Source organism: Flavobacterium cupriresistens (assembly GCF_020911925.1).
In the GTDB taxonomy this organism is placed as follows: Bacteria; Bacteroidota; Bacteroidia; order Flavobacteriales; family Flavobacteriaceae; genus Flavobacterium; species Flavobacterium cupriresistens.
The window spans coordinates 3,711,153-3,732,748 of sequence record NZ_CP087134.1 but is presented as its reverse complement, the minus strand read 5'-3'; the positions used below and the strand labels follow the sequence as shown (position 1 = coordinate 3,732,748).

The following is a 21,596-nucleotide window of genomic DNA, read 5'->3' as shown; positions in this document are numbered from 1 at the left end:
CTTATTTTACCTTCCTTTAAACCTTGTACTACCAAAAAAGAATAAATTATGAAAAAACTGTTTGTTTCTGTTTGTGCGGCTACAGTACTTTTGTCTTGCAATAAAAGTGCTAAAACCGCTGAAAACACCCCTTTAGATAAGAAATTCGAGCATTATAAAGAGGGCTTTGTAACCTCTTTATGGGAAATAAATCCGGATTGGGCTTCCAATGTCGGCTACCATAAATTTGATAATGTTTTGGTAATTCCGGACAGCAAAGAAGAAAAAAAGCAACTTGATTTTGCTACAGCACAATTAGATTCTTTAAAACAATATACTATTGAAGAGTTATCCGATAAGAATAAAACTGATTTTTACATGATAAAAAATCATTTAGAGGATATTATTTTCAGCGCTAAAGAATTAAAATCCGGAGAATGGAACCCTTCTGAATATAATGTTTGTGGTTCTTTTGCAGAAATTCTTAACGGAAATTACGATACTTTAGAAGTTCGTTTAAGAGCTTTTAATACTAAAATGAACGGAATTCCGGCTTTTTATGAAGCTGCAAAAAAGAATATCAAAAACCCAACTGTAGAACACACCCAACTTGCAATAGACCAGAACTTAGGCGGTTCAAGTGTCTTTGAAGGAGAGTTAAGTGAGGCTTTGAAAAAAAGTAAATTAACTGCCGAAGAGAAAAAAGAGATTCTTGAGAAAGCAAAAGTATCGGTAAAAGCGATCGCAGATTATGCAGACTGGTTGAAAAAATTACCAAACAAAACACCACGTTCTTTTAGATTAGGAGCGGAATTGTATGCTAAAAAATTCAATTTTGACATTCAATCAGGTTATAATGTCGATCAAATTTATAAAATAGCCGTTGATCACAAAAAAGATCTTCACGATAAGATGTTTGTTATAGCAGATAAACTTTGGACAAAATACAAAGGAACTGCTCCAAAACCAACTGATAAATTAGATCTAATCAAACAGGTTATTGATAAAATCTCCTTGCAACACACTACACCTGAAAAGTTTCAATCAGAAATTGAAAAACAAATTCCTGAATTGACTGCTTATGTAAAAGCAAAAGATTTATTGTATATTGATCCGTCAAAACCACTGGTAGTACGTAAAGAACCTGCTTATATGGCGGGAGTTGCAGGAGCTTCTATTTCTGCACCAGGTCCTTATGACAAAAATGCAAACACCTATTATAATGTTGGTAGTATGTCTGGTTGGACAGCAGAAAATGCAGAAAGTTATTTGCGCGAATACAACGATTATATTCTTCAAATTCTAAACATTCACGAAGCTGTTCCGGGACATTACACCCAATTGGTTTACAGTAATCAATCTCCAAGTATCATAAAATCAATTTTAGGAAATGGTGCAATGGTCGAAGGATGGGCGGTTTATGCTGAAAAAATGATGTTGGAAAGTGGTTATAAAAACTCAGACGAAATGTGGTTGATGTACTATAAATGGAATCTAAGAGCCACTTGTAACACCATTTTAGATATCAGCGTTCATACTAAAAACATGTCTAAAGAAGCGGCTCTTGACTTACTGATCAAAGAAGCTTTTCAACAACAAGCCGAAGCTGACGGAAAATGGAAACGTGTCACCTTATCTCAGGTTCAATTGTGTTCTTATTTTACGGGATACACTGAAATTTACAATTTAAGAGAGGAACTTAAAAAACAACAAGGAAAAGATTTTAACCTGAAACAATTTCATGAAAAATTCTTGAGTTTTGGTAGTGCTCCTGTAAAGTACATTAAGGAATTGATGTTATCTAAAGAGTAAAAAAAAGGCTTTTTCAACATATGAAAAAGCCTTTTTTTTTAGAATAATTTCTAAGAAATGTACTCAATTATCATCAAAATTTAAGAGTCAAGTTCGTAAACTCTGCCTTCTCATGCGTTTAAAATCAGCCCAAAGCCTTGAGTTACAAAGTAATTTAATCTAAAAAGAACAGCCACAGCTTTAACTTGATACTTGATTTTTTTCACGCAGATTTAGCAGATTGCGCAGATTTTTTTTTAAACGCATAAATAAGATCCGCCTAATCTGCTAAATCTGCGTGCTAAAAAATAGCAATAAAATTATAAAGGAGCCGTAATGTTATAACCTGATACTTGATTTTTCTTTCACGCAGATTGTGCAGATTGTGCAGATTTTTTTTTAAAAATAAATATGATCCGCCTAATCTGCTAAATCTGCGTGCTAAAAAATAGCTCTAAAATTATAAAGGAGCCGTAATGTTATAACCTAATACTTGATTTTTCTTTCATGCAGATTTAGCAGATTGCGCAGATTTTTTTTAAAAGGGATAAATAAGATCCGCCTAATCTGCTAGATCTGCGTGCTAAAAAATAGCTCTAAAATTATTAAGGAGCCGTAATGCTATAACCTGATACTTGATTTTTCTTTCACGCAGATTTAGCAGATTGCGCAGATTTTTTTTTAAAGGGATAAATAAGATCCGCCTAATCTGCTAAATCTGCGTGCTAAAAAATTAGGTGTAAAATTACAAAAGAGCCGTAGCCCTATAACTAAATTCTTAAAGAAACTTCGCCTTAATCTCAGCACTAGGAATCATACAACTTTCTTTTTTGCCGTACCAATTGTATCGATTTTTAGCAATATAATCATAAATGTAATCACTCATAAAAATGGGAATGATTCTGAAAATAGAAATCAATTTCCAAAATCCTCCAAAATTTTTGGCAATTTCTATAGCTGCTGAAGATTTATAAAAATAGGAGACACCCGGATTGTATAAAATAATACTATCCATTTTAGAGAAACTTACACCTAGATGTTTGCATATTGAAATCCCTAATTCCGATTGCAATGCCACAAATCTAAAAATGTCCTTCGTATCGTGTTTGATAATATATTGTACAGCTGAATTGCATAAGTTACAGACTCCGTCAAAAAGAATTATTTTTTTATTTTTTGGAAAATTGAGCATTATTTGATTTATTTTGAGGTTCTGTTACCTTTTTTTTGTCTTGTTTCAGGTTTCAGGTTTTTCTTACCTCTATTTTTGTTTTGTTTCAGGTTTCAGATTCGTTGTAGTTGTTTATTAGTTTTATCTATTGAAATAAAAAATTCTATTGAAAATTTAAATCAAAAACAGCTTTCATAAATAAATTCTGAGCGATTTTCTAAAACATTCCGTCTTCGTTGTTATCTTTTTAAAAAACGTTACTTAAAACGCTTTATTTCAATTTCGGCCCCTTTTTTTTAGTTTTTATTTTCAAAACCGAATACTGAGACTGAGACCGAGACTGAGACCGAGACTGAAAACTTAAAAACTTACTTCTTCACAGCTTCAACCAATTCTAATTCATCTAAACTTACTTTCGAAGTAAAAATTCCATAGTTCACCGTTGCTTTATTTTTTTCGATTGAGTCAATACTTCCAACCGATCTTCCGTCTTGCATTCTTACGCGATCTCCGACTTTTAAGATTGGTTTTGGTTTTTCGATAACCGGTTTAAGTTTCTTTTCTTTTTTCTCTTTTCTGATTTCTTCTACCTGTACCGTAATTTCAGCAATAACTTCTTTTTTCTTCTCAATTATCGCTTTGGTTTCTTTTGGAGTTGCTTTTTTGCGTTTTGAATTTTCAATTTCTACAATTTTCAAAAATTCACCAATCAGTTCTTTTTTGTTTTTGTTGTTGAAATATTTCTCCGAAATGTCTTCAATTTTTTGTCCAATGTAAATGGTTTTCTGGTTGCTGTCGTACAATTCCTGATAGCTTTCCAGTTTTTGTTTGATTTTTACATTGATATTTTCCATTTTTTTACCTTCTTCACGGGCTCTTGTTTCTTCTTCTTTAAGGTTGATAGAAGTTTTTTCAAGCTTAGAACGCTCTTTTTGAAGTGTGGCTATGGTTTTATCAAAACGAACTTTTCCGACTTCGATTTTCTTTTTCGCACGATTAATCAGTCCAAATGGGATTCCGTTTTTTAACGCTACTTCAAAAGTAAAAGAACTTCCCGCCTGACCAAGCGCCAGTTTGTACATTGGTTCTAATGATTTTTCATCAAACATCATATTGGCATTCGTCGCAAAAGGCAATTCGTTTGCTAAAATTTTCAAATTAGAATAATGTGTCGTAATGATTCCGAATGCTTCACGGTGATAGAACTCTTCCAGGAAAATTTCTGCTAAAGCTCCACCAAGTTCAGGGTCAGATCCGGTACCAAACTCATCAATTAAAAACATGGTTTTCTTGTTGCATTTTTTCAAGAAATAATTCATATTTTTCAATCGGTAACTATAAGTACTCAGGTGATTTTCTATCGATTGATTGTCTCCAATATCCGTTAGAATTCGATCAAATAAGAAGGTTTCACTTCTTTCGTGAACCGGAATCAACATACCGGATTGCAGCATCAATTGTAATAAACCAACTGTTTTTAGCGAGATTGTTTTACCTCCCGCATTGGGTCCCGAAATAACAATAATTCGATTGTCCTGTTTTAATTCAATGGTTTGCGGATGCGTAATTTCGTTTTTTTGTTTGTTATTCAAATACAAAATAGGATGATACGCTTCTCTGAAAAATAACCTTCTATCTTCTGTAATGGTTGGTAAAATTCCGTTAATTCTATTGGCATATTTTGCCTTTCCTGCTACAACATCAATATCACTTAAAAATTCCTGATATTCAATTAAAAGCGGCAAATACGGACGAATCTCATTCGATAATTGCTTCAGAATTCGAGTAATTTCTTCTTTTTCTTCGTATTCCAGATTGCTTAGTTCACGTGAATATTGCAAAGTTGCTTCTGGTTCAATATAGGCAATACTTCCGGTTTTTGAACTTCCCAGAATAGAACCTTTTACCTTACGGCGATACATGGCAAGAACGGCCAAAACCCTACGGTTCTGAACGAAACTTTCTTTGATATCATCCAAGTAACCAAGGCTGTTGTTATGTGTAAGCGCCGCGCCAAAACTCTGATTTACTTTGCCTCGAACAATATTCATGCTCTGACGAATACTCAAAAGTGCCGGTGAAGCATTGTCTTTTATTTCTCCATATTTATCTACAATCGCATCAACCAAAGTAACAATATCTTTGGTGTATTCGACTCTTGAAGCTCTGGTATTTAAATTTGGATAATAATCATCAAATTTCTTAAGGAAATTCAATAGAAAATTAGATGTCGACGAAAGTGTTGCAATTTTTCTAAAACTGCCCACTTCAAGAAAACTGTCCTCGATAGCCAAGAATTTGATTTCATGCGTAATGGCATCAAAACCATGATTTGGAATCGCATTATTATTCTCAAATGACGAAACGTATTCTGATGTTTGCATTAAAGCCTGCATCAAAGTTTCTTTATCTCTAAAAGGAGTTATTTCTAAAGCTTTTTGTTTTCCAATATCTGTATTACAGCCTGCTGAAATGGTTTCAAGCACTGTTGGAAATTGTAAATCTTGTAATGTTTTTTCAGTAATGGATATCATTATATATCGTAAGTTGTAAAGTTCAAAGTTACAAAGTTTTAAAACTAAATAGTAGTATTAATTGGTACTTTGCAAAAATCTTTACGTAATTTGTAGTTAAATTTTATTTAAATGAAAATTACTCTTTCTTCAGATTGGCAAACCGTTTTGGCAGACGAAATTCAAAAGACTTATTTTACGGAATTAACCGCTGCTTTAGAGGCCGAATATCAAACGCAGGTCTGCTATCCACCAACAGAATTGATTTTCTCCGCCTTTAATACTTGTGATTTCAAAAACTTAAAGGTAGTTCTTATTGGCCAGGATCCTTACCATGGAGAAGGAGAAGCAAACGGTTTGAGCTTTTCGGTGAATGATACTGTTAAAATACCACCTTCTTTGCGCAATATTTACAGAGAATTAAGCACTGATTTAGATTCGATTTTTATGCCAACTTCGGGTAATTTAGAAAAATGGGCAAAGCAGGGCGTTTTGCTTTTAAATGCGTCATTAACCGTTCGAAAAGACAGTCCGAACAGTCATAAACATTTAAAATGGAATCTTTTTACAGATGCTGTAATTCAGACCATTTCCGATCAAAAAGAAAACATTGTCTTTTTATTGTGGGGTGCTTTTGCGCAGAAAAAAGGATCAAAAATTGATCGATCCAAACATTTCGTTTTAGAATCAGGACATCCGTCACCAATGAGTGCTAATCAAGGGAAATGGTTCGGGAACAAACACTTTAGTAAAACCAATGCGTTTTTGAGCTCTAAAGGAATTCCTGAGATAGAATGGTTGTAAAAACTATTTTTTTGTAATTTCTTCTAAGATTGCTTTGTTCTCGTAGTTGATTACTTTTAAGACAATTTCCTGATTTTTTGCAGTTTTACCTTCAATAACGTATAGTTTTCCTTTTTTGAAAGGCACATTACTCTGATCGAAATCAACGTCTCCAAATGTCAATGTGTTTTTTACATCAGCAGTATCAACCCATTTTTCATTTAAAGTCTGAATTGCTTTTTCGGAATATTGAAATGGTTTTGTACGTAAACTGTTCAAAACTCTGGCGTTTGGAAAATAGTTGCATCTGGTATCTTTTCCACTAAAAACAAGGGCTACAAAAAAGCATCCCATAATCAGACCAATCAAATAATAAGCAAAACGATGTACAAACTTCATGAAATATTTTTTTTGCAAAGGTACACTAAAGTTCCCTTAAAATACAAGTAAATTAATATCGTTATCCGGTAAATCAAACCACTCGCCAATTGCTTTGTTAGTTAGGATTCCGTGATACAAATAAACTCCGTTTTTTAGTCCTTTATTGCATCGTATAGAGCTTTCCAAACCACCCTCTTCGGCTATCTGAAGCAGGTAAGGAGTTAGCATATTACTTATTGAAAGTGAGGCTGTTTTGGAATATCTTGAAGGAATATTAGGCACGCAATAATGCAAAACATTACTCTTAATAAAAGTTGGTTTTTCGTGTGTTGTGACTTCAGAACTTTCAAAACAACCGCCTGTATCAATGCTAACATCAACAATTACGGCTCCTTTTTTCATATGTTCCATCATGGTTTCGGTCACTACAATCGGACAACGTTCTTTACCACGCATCGCACCAATCGCTACATCACAACGTCTTAACGCTTTTAATAAGGCTTTTTGTTGAATGGTAGACGTAAAGATTCGCTGGTTTAGATTGTTCTGCAAACGACGTAATTTGGTAATTGAATTGTCAAAAACTTTTACATTTGCTCCCAGACCAATAGCTGTTTTGGCAGCAAATTCGCCAACAGTTCCGGCTCCTAAAATAACAACTTCAGTAGGAGGGACGCCGGTAATGTTTCCGAATAAAAGCCCTTTTCCGAATTCGTCGGTAATCATTAATTCTGCGGCAATAAGTATAGAAGCAGTTCCCGCAATTTCGCTTAATGATTTTACGGCCGGATAAGAACCGTCTTCGTCTTTAATATATTCAAACGCAAGTGCGGTTATCTTTTTTAAGGATAAAGCTTCAAAATAAGCTTTCTTTTTTGTTTTAAGCTGAATGGCAGAAATGATAATCGTTTCGGGATTGATCATTTCGATTTCGGCTAAAGTTGGTGGTTCTACTTTAAGAAGCATCGGACAGCCGAAAACCCTTTTCGTATCTTTTGTTACTTCAGCACCCGCATCTGCATATTCTTTATCGGAGTAACTGGAGCTTTCTCCCGCACCCGATTCAATCATCACGCGGTGCCCTTCATACGTCAATGAATTTACCGCATCCGGCGTTAAACAAATACGACGTTCCTGATAACTTGTTTCTTTTGGAATCCCAATAAAAAGCTCTCTTTTAAATCGGCCAATTTCAAGTTTTTCTTCTTGTGGCAACAATTGTTGTTTCGTAAATGGAGTTAAGGTAATTGACATGGGTTGTGCGAAAAATTAAGAGTACAAATTACGTAAAAAGTTTTAAAATCAATGCAAATATTCTGCTAATACTGCATTAATAATCAGGTCAGTATTTTTTCCATTTTTATATCGGCTCTTTCGTACACTCCTTCTTCTAATGGAATTTCGGTAAAACCAAATTTTTCATAGAGATGAATTGCCGGAAGTAAAATTCTATTGGAATATAAAAACAGCTTTTTAATGCGATTCTCTTTGGCTACAGCCATACAATGCACCAGCATTTTGTTTCCAATTCCCAAGCCTTGTGCTCGTTCTGAAATGGCCATTTTCCCTAACTCAAATGTGGTTGCATCTGTTTTAATCAGCGAATAGGTTCCAACAACCTCATCGTTGTATTTCGCATAAAAAATCATTCCGCCTTTATCAATAATATAGCGCTGTGGGTCCGAAAGCACTATTTCGTCTTTTTCTTCGACTTTGAAATACTTTTCAAGCCATTCCAAATTTAAGGTTTTGATTGCCTCTTTTAAGTCAGAGGAATAGGGAGTTATTTGTACTGTATTACTACTCATCATCTGGTTCAAATTTATTTCTAATCCATTTATCACCAATAAATCGTCTTTCAGCTTCTTCCCCGTATTCAAGATCAAAAACTTGATTCAAAGTATTGTCTTTTGTGATTAATTGTTCTAACGCAACAATTACACTATCTTCTATTGAAACTTCATCATCAGTAAAAAAAAGCCAATCTCCATCATGATCATGGACAACTCTAACAACTGACTTTCCTTCGAGCCATTGTTTCGTTGTGAAAGTAGCTAAATTTTTAGGCTCTATAAATTTAAAATTATTATTTCTATCAAGCAAAGGTTGTTTATGACGAAATTCCTCTTCAAAATTTTCCTCCCAAGGAAATTTATCATTTCGATCTGTCCAAACCAACTGAAAAGCTGGAAAATCTTCTTTTTCATAGAAATTGATGGCACTACCAAAATAATCAGATATATTATCAGGGTGAACTTTTAAAAATTCAGCTCTGGCATTTTCAAAAATATCCGGGTAGTTTTTTCCTTCAATTATAGATTCATTTTCTTTAATTATTTCAGCAACATTATTGATTAAAGTTTGAAGAAGAGAATTGGATAATCCAAAACAAATTATTTCAGGATGTCTGTATTTCTGCCAAAATCCTATACTATAGGCAAATGATGGCAAATAATCAGTTGCTTCTATAATTATAACTTGAAGACCATATTTTTCAATATTATTCTTTGCATTCTCAATCAATTGATCAGAATCTATACAATTATGTTTTTTTTCTGAAGTCATTCACAATTACTATTTTAATTTCAATTCTCTCTTTCCGTCCGCCAACAATGTAATGGTCACAACAGAATGTTCTTCAGGAATCAAACTGGCAATCTTTTCAGACCATTCGATAAAACACCAATTACCAGAGTACAGATAATCGTCAACCCCCATATCCAGTGCTTCTGTTTCTTTGTTTAAACGATAAAAGTCAAAATGGTATACAATTTTATTATCAATTGTATCATATTCGTTAACTAAAGAAAAAGTAGGGCTACTGGTAGCGTCTTCAACTCCCAAAGTCTTGCACAGTTGTTTTATTAAAGTTGTTTTTCCAACACCCATTTCTCCATTAAAAAGGATAATTTTCTTTGGATTTTGAGCTAAAATCTGCTCTGCTACTTCCTTAAGTTGTTCTACTGAAAAAACGATATTCATTCTTTGTTTTACTTTTAATTATAGTCTATTTTTTTAGTCTCAGTCCCGGTTTTTAGTCCCAGCTTTCAGTCGCAGTTAAGATTCGTGACTGAAAACCGAGTCTGCAAACTCTTTTTTATTTCGGGTTAAATATCAAGAACGGAATAATCATTTCTTCTAATGAAATTCCCCCGTGTTGATAGGTATTTTTGTAATAACTCACATAATGATTGTAATTGTTTACATACGCCAAAAAGTAATCGTTTTTAGCGAAAATAAAAGAACTACTCATGTTTATGGCAGGCAAACCAATTGCTTTTGGTTCTTTTACCACATAAACGTCTTTTTGCTCGTAGGTCAAACTACGACCTGTTTTATAACGCAAATTTAGACTTGTATTTTTATCTCCAACAACTTTTGAAGGGTTTTTTACATTAATTGTTCCGTGATCTGTTGTTAAAACCAATTTAAAGCCTAAAAGTTGGGCTTGCTGAATGATTTCTAATAACGGAGAATTTCTAAACCAGCTCAGCGTTAAGGAACGATAAGCTTTATCATCAGAAGCCAATTCTTTTACGACTTCCATTTCTGTTTTAGCATGTGAAAGCATGTCAACAAAGTTATAGACAACCGTTACCAGATCATTTCCTTTTAAAGCCTTAAAGTTTTCGGCCAGTTTTTTACCCCCTGCATAATTGGTGATTTTAAAATAGTCTTGTTTGATGTCCAGTCCTAAACGCTTTAATTGTGCAGTTAGAAATTCGGCTTCGTAAAGGTTTTTTCCGCCGTCTTCAACATCATTTTTCCAATATTGCGGAAATTGTTTCTCCATTTCTATAGGCAATAATCCTGAGAAAATGGCATTTCTAGCGTATTGAGTAGCGGTAGGAAGGATAGAGAAATACGGAACTTCTTTTTCCAATTTATAATAATTTGAAACTACTGTTTCAAAAGATTTCCATTGATCGTAACGTAAATTATCAATCACAACAAACAGTATCGGTTTGTCTTTCTTTTTAATTTCGGGTACTACTAATTCTTTGAATAAGTTATGCGACTGAATTGGCTTATCGGCTTTTGGCGCAAACCAATCTTCGTAGTTGCGCTCGATATATTTACCAAATTGTGAATTGGCTTCGACTTTTTGTGATTCCAATATCTCGATCATCGCCTGATCGTTGATGTTTTCCAGTTCCAACTCCCAAAAAATCAGTTTTTTATACAGCTCCACCCAATCTTCAAAGGAGTTGACCATTGCCAGTTCCATTGAGATTTTTCTAAATTCCTTTTGGTAGTCTAAAGTTGTTTTTTCGGAGATTAATCTCGAATGATCCAGATTTTTCTTTAAACTCAATAAAATCTGATTTGGATTTACGGGTTTTATCAAATAATCGGCGATTTTAGAACCAATGGCTTCTTCCATTATATATTCTTCTTCGCTTTTGGTAATCATAATCATCGGAATGGCTGATTTTTTCTCTTTCATTTCCGAAAGGGTCTCCAAACCGCTCATCCCGGGCATATTTTCATCCAAAAAAACAATATCAAAATTATCTTCTTCAAAGAGGGTAATAGCGTCTAAACCATTGTTACAAGTTGTTACTGCATAATTTTTTTTCTCCAGAAATAATATGTGTGGCTTTAAAAGGTCGATTTCATCATCAACCCAAAGTATTTTTATTTTATCCATAATTGTTTTGTCTGTTCAAAAGTATTAAAATCTATTGGCAATTTACTTCTTTTTGAAACGGCTATTTATTAATATTATGATAATTTTTACTATAAAAAAACAAAAAACCATCGAATAAAAAATACTCGATGGTTTTTACTTTATAACTAATACTTCCGGACGGGTTTACTGCCAACCACCTCCAAGTGCTTTGTACAATTGGATTACCGCATTATACTTAGCGTATTTATTTTCGATTAATGTCAATTGCGCATTCAAAGCATCATCTTTAGCCGTTAACACTTCCAAGTAATTGACCAAACCATATTTCAATAATTCATCAGAATAATCAGTCGCTACTTTTAAAGCTTCCACTTGCTTTTCACGAACAGATATTTTGTAAATTTCATTGTTGTATTGTGCCAAAGCATCTGAAACTTCTCTACCGGCAGTTAACAAAGATTGTTCAAATTGCAAGTAAGCTTTTTCCTGATTGGCTTTTGCAATTTCGTATTTGGTTCTGATCTCACGTTTATTAAAAATAGGTTGTGTTAAACCGGTCACGATGTTGGCAAAAATAGAATTGGCACTAAACCATTCTTTTAAATCAATACTTTGAAGTCCGCCTGTTGCTGTAATTTTAAACGTTGGATAAAAATTACTTTTCGCGACATTCGTTTGTTCAAAATACGACATGAAATTGTATTCTGCTGCAATTACATCAGGTCTGTTACGCAATAATGTCGCCGGAACTCCTAAAGTAATTTCAGGAACTTCTTTTTGAGCTCCAAAACTGCTTCTTTCAATTTTACCTGAAGGCTGTCCTAAAAGAATACTCATTTTGTTTTCGAAAAGAATACCTGCTACTTTTAAATCTGCAATAATAATTTGGGTAGCGTATTTTTGAGATTCGGTTTGCTTGACACCAACTTCTGTAACATTTCCGGCATCTTTTAAGGCTTGAATTGCCACGATGCTTTCGTCTCTGTTTATCAAGGTCTCTTCTGCAACTCTAATCTGTTCGTCGATCGAAATCAATTGAAAATAAGTAGAGCAAATGTCAGCGATTAACTGTGTTCTTACCGCTTGAGTCGCTGCTGTTGTTTGCAAATAAATCGCATTTGTTGCACGTGCATTACTTCTTATTTTCCCCCAGATATCAGCTTCCCAGCTTAAAGTTCCGGTCAATTGATATTGATCGGTGCTTCTGTCACGAAGCAAAGCTCCAAACTGACTGTTTTTTGATAATTGTTGATGCGTCCAATCTGTTCCGGCAGACAGGGTAGGGAAGTAGCCCGACTTACCTTGTTTCATAGAAGCTTCTGCTGCTGCGATATTTTGCATGGCAATTCGAATATCCAGATTGCTATCCAGACCTTTTTTAATATAACCTTGCAAAATTGGATCTGTAAAAATGTTGTTCCAGGATATATTGGCCAACGAGACGCTGTCCTTTGCCGCAACTTCGGTTCGGTACAGATTCTCGGTTTTTACATCCGGTCTTTTGTATTCCTTTGCAACGAAGCAGGATTGCATAACAGTTGCCGAGACGACAACTGTTACTATTTTATATACATTATTTTTCATATTCTTCGTCTAAAAGTGTCGTTTCAGATTCATTATTTACTACTGGTTTTCCTGAGATTCGCTCTTGCAAACTTTGGAAAACAATGAACAATATCGGAATTACAAATACACCGAATATCGTTCCGATTAACATTCCTCCAACTGCTCCCATACCAATAGAACGGTTCCCTACAGCACCAACACCGGAGGCCAGCGCTAATGGTAATAAACCAAATATAAAGGCAAGAGAAGTCATTAGAATCGGACGCAAACGTGCTTTTGCACCTTCAATAGCAGCTTGTGCCAGATCCATTCCCTGTCGTCGCCTTTGTATAGCAAACTCCACGATCAGAATGGCATTTTTCGCTAAGAGTCCTATAAGCATGATCAAGGCTACCTGGAAATAGATGTTGTTTTCTAATCCCGCCAGTTTTACAAAACCAATGGCTCCGGCAATTCCGACAGGCAATGAAAGAATTACAGACAAAGGCACTAAATAACTCTCATATTGCGCACTTAACAAAAAGTATACAAATATTAAACTCAATAAGAACACACCAGCCGCCTGACTTCCTGCAAGGATTTCCTCACGGGTCATTCCTGAAAATTCATAACTGTAGGTCTTTGGCAAATGCTGCGCGGCAACTTCCTGAATGGCTTTAATCGCGTCTCCTGAACTGTAACCCGGTTTAGCTTTACCATTTACGTTTACTGCTTTTAACATGTTGAAACGTGCAACCGCCTCAGGCCCGTAAATTCTTTTGAAATCAACAAACTGACTTATAGCAACCTGCTGTCCGGAATTATTCTTCACGTATACGGAATTGATCGATTCCAGATTGGCTCTGTCTGAAGGTTTTGCCTGAATCATAACACGGTATTGTTTTCCGAATTTATTGAAATCAGTCGTATAAAGACCTCCATAATACCCTTGCATCGTATTAAAAATATCACTCACAGAAACTCCTGCGTTTTTAGCTCTTTCTACATTAATATCCATTTGATATTGAGGGAAAGTAGGGTTGAAGTTCGTGATTGCGTATTGAATTTCAGGTCTTTTCATTAATTCACCCAAAAACTCATTACTCACTTTACTTACCGTTGCCCAATCATCATCTCCTATGTCCTGAATTTTAAGCTCAAAACCATCCGCAGATCCAAATCCCTGTACACTTGGTGGTGTAAAAAATAAGGCTCTGGCGTCTTTAAAGTGAGCTGTTTTTGCAAACAATTGCCCCACAATGGCATCCACAGACTGATTGGCCTCTGTTCGGTATTTCCAGTCTTTTAATTTAATAACCATAAAGGCATAAGAACCTCCGTTTACGCTATTCAATAAACTGAAACCCACCACACTCATTCTCGATTCAACGATATCCATTGAAGAAACAATAGAATCCAATTCATTAACGGCTAGTTGCGTTTTCTCCAACGTTGTTCCCGGAGGCAACGTTAAATCTGCCATAATAATCCCCCTGTCTTCATTCGGAATAAACCCTGAAGGTGTACTTTGGAATAAAAAGATCGTGATCGCAGAGAAAACCGCCAGTCCAGTAATGGCAATCCATTTTCTTTTGGCTAAAAAACCAAGAGATTTCACGTATCGGTCATTCATCCTGTCGAAACTGGTGTTGAATGCAATGAAGAAACGGTCTTTAAAATTTTTGTGTTCATGTCCGTGCTCAGAATCTGCATGCGGCTTTAAGAACAAGGCACATAATGCCGGACTTAGCGTTAATGCATTTACTGCAGAAATTAAGATCGCTATCGCTAAAGTAATCGCAAATTGCTGATAAAATACTCCTGAAGGCCCGCTCAAGAACGACACCGGAATAAATACGGCAGCCATTACCAAAGTAATAGAAACAATAGCTCCTGTGATTTCACTCATCGCAGAAATAGTAGCTTCTTTTCCGGATTTTGCTCCTTCGTCCAGCTTAGCATGGACGGCCTCGACGACGACAATTGCATCATCGACGACAATACCAATAGCCAGAATCATGGCAAATAAAGTCAGCATGTTGATCGAAAAACCAAATACCTGCAGGAAGAAAAACGTACCAATAATCGCTACCGGAACGGCTATCGCCGGAATTAAAGTAGATCTAAAATCCTGAAGAAATAAAAACACTACTATAAATACCAATATAAAAGCTTCTACCAAAGTGTGAATTACTTTTTCAATAGAGGCATCAAGGAATGTTTTTGTATTAAATGGAATTACATAATCTACTCCTTTTGGAAAATCGGGTTTGGTCTCGTCAAGAATTTTGGTAACCTCTGTAATAATGTCTTGCGCATTAGAACCGGAAGTTTGAAATACACCAACAGCAACACCTTGTTTACCCATGGCAATATTTTTTGTTCCATAATTGAAACCACCCAATTCAACCGTTGCGACATCTTTTAAATGAAGGAAATTCCCGTTTCCGGTTGATTTGATCACGATGTTTTCATAATCCTTAATTTCAGAAAGACGGCCTTTGTATTTGATTACATATTCGTAAACACCTTCCGCATTTTCTCCAAATTTACCCGGTGCCGCTTCTACGTTTTGTTCTTGTAATGCTGCCTGAATATCTTTAGGAGAAACACTGTAAGAAGCCATCTTCTCCGGATCAATCCAGATTCTCATGGAGTAATCTTTGGCACCAAAAACATTTACTTGTCCAACTCCTTTTACACGTTGTAATTTAGGTACAAGGTTGATTTTAGCATAATTCTGAATATAGGTTTCGTCAAAATCATTATTATTAGAATACAAAGCAAAAAACATCAAGGCACTAGTCTGACTCTTAAGTGTTGTTACTCCCGTCTGTACAACGGCCTGTGGCAATTTGCTGGTGGCACGGGAAACTCTGTTTTGAACGTTTACCGCGGCAATATCCGGGTTAATTCCAAGTTCAAAATAAACAGATATTTTGGCAGAACCGTCATTTGCAGCAGACGAAGTCATATAAGTCATTCCTTCCACACCGTTGATTTCTTCCTCTAAAGGAATCACGACACTGTTAAGTACGGTTTCTGCATTGGCTCCGGTATAGGTAGCACTAACCTGTACGGTTGGAGGGGCTATTTCGGGATATTGCTCGATCGGCAAAGTCATCAATCCTAAAATACCTAAAATGGTAATTAAGATCGAAATTACCGTCGAGAGAACTGGTCTTTCTATAAAAGTTTTTAACATCTTTACTATTATTTTTTAGCGGAAGAATTTGTATTTGCTGTAGTTACAGCCTCATCTTTGGCTTGTTGTGGTGTAATTTCTGCATCGTCTTTTAATTTTGACGCTCCTTCGATTACAACAATTTCACCCTCTTTAAGCCCTGAAGAAACAATATAGTTTAGCGCTGTCGTCCCATTGGTTTCAATGATTCTCGACTTTACTTTATTGCCTTTCTCCACCACGTAAATGGTCTGTTTTCCCTGAACCTCGAAAACGGCATTTTGAGGAACCAGAATTACATCTTTTTCTTCAATCGGTAAACGAATAATACCGGTGCTTCCACTTCTTAAAATCCCTTCAGGATTAGCAAATTCAGCTCTGAATTGTGTCGTTCCGGTTTGTGCATTCACCAGACCGTTCATCGTTGCAATTCTTCCTTTTTGATCGTATTCTGAGTTATCAACTAAAATCAAGGAAACCAAAGGAGCTGCTTTTAATTTTTCGGCAGTTGTCGCTCCTTTAAATGTTTTATTAAAGAACAACAATTGCTTTTCATTCATAGAGAAATAGGCACGAACAATTTTGGTATCAGATACCGTTGTCAGTGGCATTTCGTTAGTAGCACTAACCAAACTTCCTTCTCTGAAAGGCAATCCACCAATAACACCGTTTACCGGAGAGTAAATTGTTGCATAGCCAATATTGGCCACAATGCTTCCGTATGTACTTTTTGCCTGAGCTAATTTCGCTTTTGCCGTTTCCAATTGTACCACACTAATGATTTTTCGATCCACCAAAGGTTTCAATCGGTCTACTTCAACCTGGGCAGCCTGAACAGCGGCTTTTGCTGCAGAAGCATCTTCATTTAACGTTTGCGTTTCTAGTTTAAAAAGCAATTGTCCTTTTTTTACAACCTGACCTTCATCAACATATATTTTTTGAATAAATCCGTTTACTTTTGGACGTATTTCCACATTCTGTTGCCCTTCAAGATTGGCAGTATAGTCTTGATATACCGTCGCATTCTGAATTGTAACAGTTTTAACCGGAAAAGGAGCAGGGCCTTGAGGCGGTGCTTGTTCTTCCTTTTTTTTGCAGGATGCAAAAACTAGCATAATGGCTAACAGAGAAAATGAAATATGCTTCATACTTATTTAATTTGAATTAATTATTTGTGGGGATTTGTCGGATTTTCTATTTCTGTAAATTCAGATATAGTTTCTTTTATCAGTTCTTCAACTTTTATTACGTGCGCTTTATAAGCTCTGGTATTGTCCAGATTTATTAGCTCTTCCGGACTTGACATCGTTTTTTCGCGATAGGAGAGCATCTTATCAATGATTTTTCTTTCGTAAGCAATAATCTTGAGATAACTGTTTAATCGCTCGCTAAACGGAGAAGACTTGTAGTACTTTTTCCGGTCTCCCGGTATCGTAAAGTAGTTTATCTTTTCCATTTTTAGAAGCAAGTTCAGATTCGTGGAAACAGAGCTTTTACTGGCGCCGGTTTTCTCTACCAATTGTTCAAATGTCAAGCCCTCTTTTATACCGTCAACGATTAGCAATCCAAGGATTCTGGAACCTAATGGAGACATATGATAAAATGATTCGAAGTAAACTCCGAAAGATTCTATGAGATCTTCTCTCTCTTTTTGAATCGATTTCATCTTTTTTTTGAGCAAAGATAGATTTTGGTTCGTTATTTACAGAACCAACCGAACTTAAATTTGTGTTAAATTTAGGTTACCTAAAAAACGCGTTAAAGGGGGCCTTAAAAGACTTCGCAGTCCTCCGGATAAAAACACTTTTGTTGCAGTACTAAAATTGTTTTATTTTTTGAATGCAAACAAAAACCGAATAAGTAGTAATTTAGTTATATTTGTTGTCTTATAAAAAAACCAAATTGTGACTTCAATTAACAAGTTAAAAATATTCAATGATCCCATTTATGGCTTCATTTCAATTCCGAATGAGCTCATATACGACTTAATTCAGCATCCCTATTTTCAGCGTTTGCGACGTATTTCGCAAATGGGACTCTCGTATTTGGTTTATCCCGGTGCCAATCACACCCGTTTCCATCATGCTTTGGGCTGTATGCATTTGATGCAAAAGGCGGTAGAAACACTTCGTTTTAAAGGAGTAGTAGTCTCGTCTGAAGAAGAGAATGCCTTGTATATCGCAATTTTATTACACGATATCGGTCATGGTCCGTTTTCGCATGCTATGGAAAAAAGCATAGTCGAAGATGTCAATCACGAAGCCATTTCATTACTGTTTATGAATCAGTTAAATGAGGAATTTGACGGAAGATTGAGTTTGGCAATTCAGGTTTTTAAAGGAGAATATCACAGAAAGTTCATGTTGCAATTGATCTCAAGTCAATTAGACATGGATCGTATGGACTATTTAAAACGCGATAGTTTTTACACCGGAGTTGCAGAAGGAAATGTCAATTCGGAGCGATTGATTCAAATGATGAATGTGGTCGATGGTGTTTTGGTAATTGAAGAAAAGGGAATTTACTCTGTTGAAAAATTCCTGCTTTCAAGACGATTGATGTATTGGCAGGCTTATTTGCATAAAACTAGTCTGGTAGCGGAATTAATTCTAATGAAAGTTTTAAAGAGAGCCAAAGAATTGGTACTAAAAGGACAATCATTGCCTTGCAGTGAACCCCTTTTGTATTTTATGAAAAACAAAATTACACTCGAAAATTTCGATGCTGAAAAGTTAGATTTATTTTCTCAACTGGACGATTTTGATATTATAAGTGCTTTAAAAGCCTGGCAGAAACACGACGATTTTATATTGTCTACTTTAAGCAAAATGATAATTAACAGAGATTTATTAAAGATAAAACTCAGTGCAGATAAAATTCCGATGGAAGAATCTCAGTCTTTAAAAGAAGAATTTGCGCAAGAACATAATGTTTCCTTATTAGAAGCAGGTTATTTTATTTTCAGAGGAAAAATAAAAAATCAGGCTTACAGCAAAGAAGCAGAGCCTATACGAATTTTGAAAAAAGATAAAACAATTGAAGATGTTGTCGAAGCTTCTGATCAGTTGAATTTGAAGTCGTTATCTAAATTGGTAACAAAATATTACATCTGTTTTCCAAAACAACTTATCTAAAATTAACATTTAAAATCTATTTTTTATATTTTTGTCGCGATGAAATTTACAGCAGAACAAATAGCAGGAATTTTAGATGGAGAAGTTGTTGGGAATCCCCTTGCAGAAGTTTCTCACTTATCTAAAATCGAAGAAGGTGAGGAAGGGTCGCTGACTTTTTTAGCTAATCCAAAGTATATCAATTACATATACACAACAAAAGCAACGGTAACCATTGTTAACGATAGTTTTACACCCGAAGCAGAAATTACGACAACTTTAATAAAAGTAGAAGATGCCTATGCCTCTTTTTCCAAACTATTGCAGTTTTACAATCAGGTAAAATTGAATAAAAACGGAATTGAAGCAAACTCTTTTATCTCTGAAGGCACTAAATATGGCGAAAATCTATACTTAGGCAGCTTTAGTTATATAGGACAGAATGTGGTCTTAGGAGACAACGTAAAAATTTACCCAAACAGTTTTATTGGCGATAATGTTGTTATTGGCGATAATGTCTATATTTTTGCCGGCGCTAAAATATACTCTGAAACTATAATTGGGAATAATTGTACGATACACTCCGGTACTATTATCGGGGCTGATGGTTTCGGTTTCGTTCCAGATGAAGAAGGAGTATTCAGTAAGGTACCGCAAATCGGGAATGTGATTCTGGAGGACAATGTAGATATTGGCGCCAACACTACAATTGACAGAGCTACACTTGGTTCTACAATTATTAGAAAAGGAGTTAAATTAGACAATCAGATTCAAATCGCACACAATGTAGAAATTGGTAAAAATACCGTAATTGCAGCGCAAACAGGTGTTGCCGGTTCTACAAAAATTGGCGAAAATTGTATGATTGGTGGGCAGGTTGGTATAGCAGGCCACTTAACTATTGGGAATAATGTGAGAGTTCAGGCGCAATCAGGCGTTGCCAGAAATATTAAGGACGACGAAGTTTTACAAGGAAGTCCAACCTTTAGTTTAAGTGATTTTAGTAAATCGTATGTTCATTTTAAGAACTTACCTAAAATCGTAGCCGAACTGGAAGAATTAAAAAAACAAATAATAAACCCAAAAAATGGAAATAATGGTTAAACAGAAGACCATCAAAAATGAAATTTCACTAACAGGAGTTGGATTACACACTGGTAAAGAAGTTACAATGACTTTTAAACCAGCTCCAATTAATAATGGTTTCACTTTTGTAAGAGTAGATTTGCAAGGTCAACCAGTCATTGAGGCTGATGCTAATTATGTTGTTAATACACAAAGAGGCACAAATCTTGAAAAATTAGGAGTTAAAATTCAAACTCCGGAACATGTTTTAGCTGCTTTAGTTGGATGTGATTTGGATAATGTTATTATAGAATTAGATGCTTCAGAACTGCCTATTATGGATGGTTCTTCAAAATATTTTGTTGAAGCAATAGAAAATGCAGGAATCGAAGAACAAGACGCTAAACGTAATGTTTATGTAGTAAAAGAAGTTATTTCGTTTACTGATGAAGCTACAGGAAGCGAAATCTTGGTTATGCCAAGTGACGATTATCAAGTTACTGCAATGGTAGATTTTGGGACTAAAGTATTAGGTACTCAAAATGCAACTATGAAAAGTATCGCTGATTTTAAAGACGAAATTTCAAATTCAAGAACCTTTAGCTTCTTGCACGAATTAGAATCTTTATTAGAAAACGGATTAATTAAAGGTGGTGATTTAAACAACGCTATTGTATATGTAGACAAAGAAATTTCTGATGCTACAATGGAAAATTTAAAGAAAGCCTTTGGTAAAGATAAAATTTCAGTAAAACCGAATGGTGTTTTAGACAATCTCACTTTACACTATCCTAATGAAGCTGCACGTCACAAATTATTAGATGTAGTAGGTGATTTAGCTTTAATCGGTGTTAGAATTCAAGGGAAAATTATCGCTAACAAACCTGGTCACTATGTGAACACTCAGTTTGCTAAGAAAATTGGAAAAATCATTAAAATTGAACAAAGAAATCACGTTCCGGTTTATGATTTGAACAAAGAGCCATTGATGGACATTCACAAAATCATGGCCATGTTACCTCACAGACCTCCATTTTTGTTGATCGACAGAATCATCGAAATGTCTGATCGTCATGTGGTAGGTTTGAAAAATGTGACGATGAACGAAAACTTTTTCGTTGGACATTTTCCTGAAGCACCGGTTATGCCGGGAGTTCTAATTGTTGAAGCAATGGCACAAACAGGAGGGATTTTGGTTCTAAGTACCGTTCCGGATCCGGAAAACTACTTGACTTATTTCATGAAAATTGATAACGTTAAGTTCAAACACAAAGTACTGCCGGGAGATACCTTAATTTTCAAGTGCGAATTGATTTCTCCTATCAGAAGAGGAATTTGTCATATGCAGGCAAACGCATACGCAAACGGAAAATTAGTTACTGAGGCAGAATTAATGGCACAAATTGTAAAAAAACAATAATAGTTTAATCAAAATTAT

At 35.2% G+C, this 21,596-nt stretch carries 17 protein-coding genes; 5 read left to right on the top strand and 12 right to left on the bottom strand.

The genetic code is table 11. From position 1 onward, the window contains the following. Window positions 1–48: 48 nt before the first annotated feature. On the top strand, window positions 49–1,791 hold the full coding sequence (locus tag LNP23_RS15865) for a DUF885 domain-containing protein (RefSeq protein ID WP_230001925.1): 1,743 nt from the start codon (window positions 49–51) through the stop codon (window positions 1,789–1,791). 757 nt (window positions 1,792–2,548) lie between these two features. On the opposite strand, the gene LNP23_RS15860 is transcribed toward LNP23_RS15865, so the two are convergent. Further along, window positions 2,549–2,962 (bottom strand): thiol-disulfide oxidoreductase DCC family protein, encoded by a 414-nt coding sequence (locus LNP23_RS15860; protein WP_230001924.1) that lies wholly within the window; start codon window positions 2,960–2,962, stop codon window positions 2,549–2,551. 347 nt (window positions 2,963–3,309) lie between these two features. Continuing rightward, window positions 3,310–5,475, bottom strand: a complete 2,166-nt coding sequence (locus tag LNP23_RS15855; protein ID WP_230001923.1) for an endonuclease MutS2 — start codon at window positions 5,473–5,475, stop codon at window positions 3,310–3,312. Between the two features lie 111 nt (window positions 5,476–5,586). On the opposite strand from LNP23_RS15855, the gene LNP23_RS15850 reads away from it, so the two are divergent. Beyond that, window positions 5,587–6,258 (top strand): uracil-DNA glycosylase, encoded by a 672-nt coding sequence (locus tag LNP23_RS15850; protein ID WP_230001922.1) that lies wholly within the window; start codon window positions 5,587–5,589, stop codon window positions 6,256–6,258. A gap of 3 nt (window positions 6,259–6,261) precedes the next feature. Here LNP23_RS15850 and LNP23_RS15845 read toward each other — a convergent pair whose 3' ends face one another. From LNP23_RS15845 to LNP23_RS15800, 10 genes are all read right to left on the bottom strand, one after another. Next, window positions 6,262–6,636 carry a DUF4258 domain-containing protein gene (locus LNP23_RS15845; RefSeq protein ID WP_230001921.1) on the bottom strand — a complete coding sequence of 125 codons (375 nt, stop codon included), beginning with the start codon at window positions 6,634–6,636 and terminating at the stop codon, window positions 6,262–6,264. 36 nt (window positions 6,637–6,672) lie between these two features. After that, window positions 6,673–7,872, bottom strand: coding sequence for an alanine dehydrogenase (locus LNP23_RS15840; protein ID WP_047775136.1), 1,200 nt, complete (start codon window positions 7,870–7,872; stop codon window positions 6,673–6,675). A gap of 83 nt (window positions 7,873–7,955) precedes the next feature. Next, window positions 7,956–8,429 carry a GNAT family N-acetyltransferase gene (locus LNP23_RS15835; RefSeq protein WP_230001920.1) on the bottom strand — a complete coding sequence of 158 codons (474 nt, stop codon included), beginning with the start codon at window positions 8,427–8,429 and terminating at the stop codon, window positions 7,956–7,958. Next, a complete protein-coding gene (locus tag LNP23_RS15830; protein WP_047775132.1) occupies window positions 8,419–9,183 on the bottom strand; it encodes a DUF4262 domain-containing protein in 765 nt (254 codons plus the stop codon). Before LNP23_RS15830 ends, LNP23_RS15835 begins: the two co-directional genes overlap by 11 nt. Before the next feature lie 9 nt (window positions 9,184–9,192). Then, on the bottom strand, window positions 9,193–9,600 hold the full coding sequence (gene tsaE, locus LNP23_RS15825) for a tRNA (adenosine(37)-N6)-threonylcarbamoyltransferase complex ATPase subunit type 1 TsaE (protein ID WP_230001919.1): 408 nt from the start codon (window positions 9,598–9,600) through the stop codon (window positions 9,193–9,195). 115 nt (window positions 9,601–9,715) lie between these two features. Next, complete coding sequence (gene porX / locus LNP23_RS15820) at window positions 9,716–11,269, bottom strand: T9SS response regulator signal transducer PorX (RefSeq protein ID WP_047775128.1); 1,554 nt, start codon at window positions 11,267–11,269, stop codon at window positions 9,716–9,718. Between the two features lie 165 nt (window positions 11,270–11,434). Next, window positions 11,435–12,835 carry an efflux transporter outer membrane subunit gene (locus tag LNP23_RS15815; protein WP_230001918.1) on the bottom strand — a complete coding sequence of 467 codons (1,401 nt, stop codon included), beginning with the start codon at window positions 12,833–12,835 and terminating at the stop codon, window positions 11,435–11,437. After that, window positions 12,825–16,001, bottom strand: coding sequence for an efflux RND transporter permease subunit (locus LNP23_RS15810; protein WP_230001917.1), 3,177 nt, complete (start codon window positions 15,999–16,001; stop codon window positions 12,825–12,827). The genes LNP23_RS15815 and LNP23_RS15810 overlap by 11 nt, the downstream gene beginning before the upstream one ends. Before the next feature lie 8 nt (window positions 16,002–16,009). Next, a complete protein-coding gene (locus LNP23_RS15805; RefSeq protein ID WP_230001916.1) occupies window positions 16,010–17,128 on the bottom strand; it encodes an efflux RND transporter periplasmic adaptor subunit in 1,119 nt (372 codons plus the stop codon). 20 nt (window positions 17,129–17,148) lie between these two features. Next, complete coding sequence (locus LNP23_RS15800; protein ID WP_230001915.1) at window positions 17,149–17,646, bottom strand: GbsR/MarR family transcriptional regulator; 498 nt, start codon at window positions 17,644–17,646, stop codon at window positions 17,149–17,151. A 238-nt stretch (window positions 17,647–17,884) separates the two neighbouring features. Between LNP23_RS15800 and LNP23_RS15795 the strand changes: the two genes are divergently transcribed. From LNP23_RS15795 to LNP23_RS15785, 3 genes are read left to right on the top strand one after another with little or no spacing between them, the layout of a single operon-like run. Next, window positions 17,885–19,114 (top strand): HD domain-containing protein, encoded by a 1,230-nt coding sequence (locus LNP23_RS15795; RefSeq protein ID WP_047775118.1) that lies wholly within the window; start codon window positions 17,885–17,887, stop codon window positions 19,112–19,114. Between the two features lie 39 nt (window positions 19,115–19,153). Continuing rightward, window positions 19,154–20,197 (top strand): UDP-3-O-(3-hydroxymyristoyl)glucosamine N-acyltransferase, encoded by a 1,044-nt coding sequence (gene lpxD / locus LNP23_RS15790; RefSeq protein ID WP_047775116.1) that lies wholly within the window; start codon window positions 19,154–19,156, stop codon window positions 20,195–20,197. Continuing rightward, complete coding sequence (locus tag LNP23_RS15785; RefSeq protein WP_047775377.1) at window positions 20,190–21,578, top strand: bifunctional UDP-3-O-[3-hydroxymyristoyl] N-acetylglucosamine deacetylase/3-hydroxyacyl-ACP dehydratase; 1,389 nt, start codon at window positions 20,190–20,192, stop codon at window positions 21,576–21,578. The genes lpxD and LNP23_RS15785 overlap by 8 nt, the downstream gene beginning before the upstream one ends. Window positions 21,579–21,596: the final 18 nt, after the last annotated feature.

Excerpts from the sequence above, each read along its gene's own strand:
- porX (WP_047775128.1), bottom strand. The coding sequence starts at position 11,269 with ATGGATAAAATAAAAATACTTTGGGTTGATGATGAAATCGACCTTTTA.
- LNP23_RS15815 (WP_230001918.1), bottom strand. The coding sequence starts at position 12,835 with ATGAAAAATAATGTATATAAAATAGTAACAGTTGTCGTCTCGGCAACT.
- LNP23_RS15855 (WP_230001923.1), bottom strand. The coding sequence starts at position 5,475 with ATGATATCCATTACTGAAAAAACATTACAAGATTTACAATTTCCAACA.
- LNP23_RS15840 (WP_047775136.1), bottom strand. The coding sequence starts at position 7,872 with ATGTCAATTACCTTAACTCCATTTACGAAACAACAATTGTTGCCACAA.
- LNP23_RS15785 (WP_047775377.1), top strand. The coding sequence starts at position 20,190 with ATGGTTAAACAGAAGACCATCAAAAATGAAATTTCACTAACAGGAGTT.
- LNP23_RS15845 (WP_230001921.1), bottom strand. The coding sequence starts at position 6,636 with ATGAAGTTTGTACATCGTTTTGCTTATTATTTGATTGGTCTGATTATG.
- lpxD (WP_047775116.1), top strand. The coding sequence starts at position 19,154 with ATGAAATTTACAGCAGAACAAATAGCAGGAATTTTAGATGGAGAAGTT.
- tsaE (WP_230001919.1), bottom strand. The coding sequence starts at position 9,600 with ATGAATATCGTTTTTTCAGTAGAACAACTTAAGGAAGTAGCAGAGCAG.
- LNP23_RS15860 (WP_230001924.1), bottom strand. The coding sequence starts at position 2,962 with ATGCTCAATTTTCCAAAAAATAAAAAAATAATTCTTTTTGACGGAGTC.
- LNP23_RS15850 (WP_230001922.1), top strand. The coding sequence starts at position 5,587 with ATGAAAATTACTCTTTCTTCAGATTGGCAAACCGTTTTGGCAGACGAA.
- LNP23_RS15805 (WP_230001916.1), bottom strand. The coding sequence starts at position 17,128 with ATGAAGCATATTTCATTTTCTCTGTTAGCCATTATGCTAGTTTTTGCA.
- LNP23_RS15800 (WP_230001915.1), bottom strand. The coding sequence starts at position 17,646 with ATGAAATCGATTCAAAAAGAGAGAGAAGATCTCATAGAATCTTTCGGA.
- LNP23_RS15835 (WP_230001920.1), bottom strand. The coding sequence starts at position 8,429 with ATGATGAGTAGTAATACAGTACAAATAACTCCCTATTCCTCTGACTTA.
- LNP23_RS15830 (WP_047775132.1), bottom strand. The coding sequence starts at position 9,183 with ATGACTTCAGAAAAAAAACATAATTGTATAGATTCTGATCAATTGATT.
- LNP23_RS15810 (WP_230001917.1), bottom strand. The coding sequence starts at position 16,001 with ATGTTAAAAACTTTTATAGAAAGACCAGTTCTCTCGACGGTAATTTCG.
- LNP23_RS15865 (WP_230001925.1), top strand. The coding sequence starts at position 49 with ATGAAAAAACTGTTTGTTTCTGTTTGTGCGGCTACAGTACTTTTGTCT.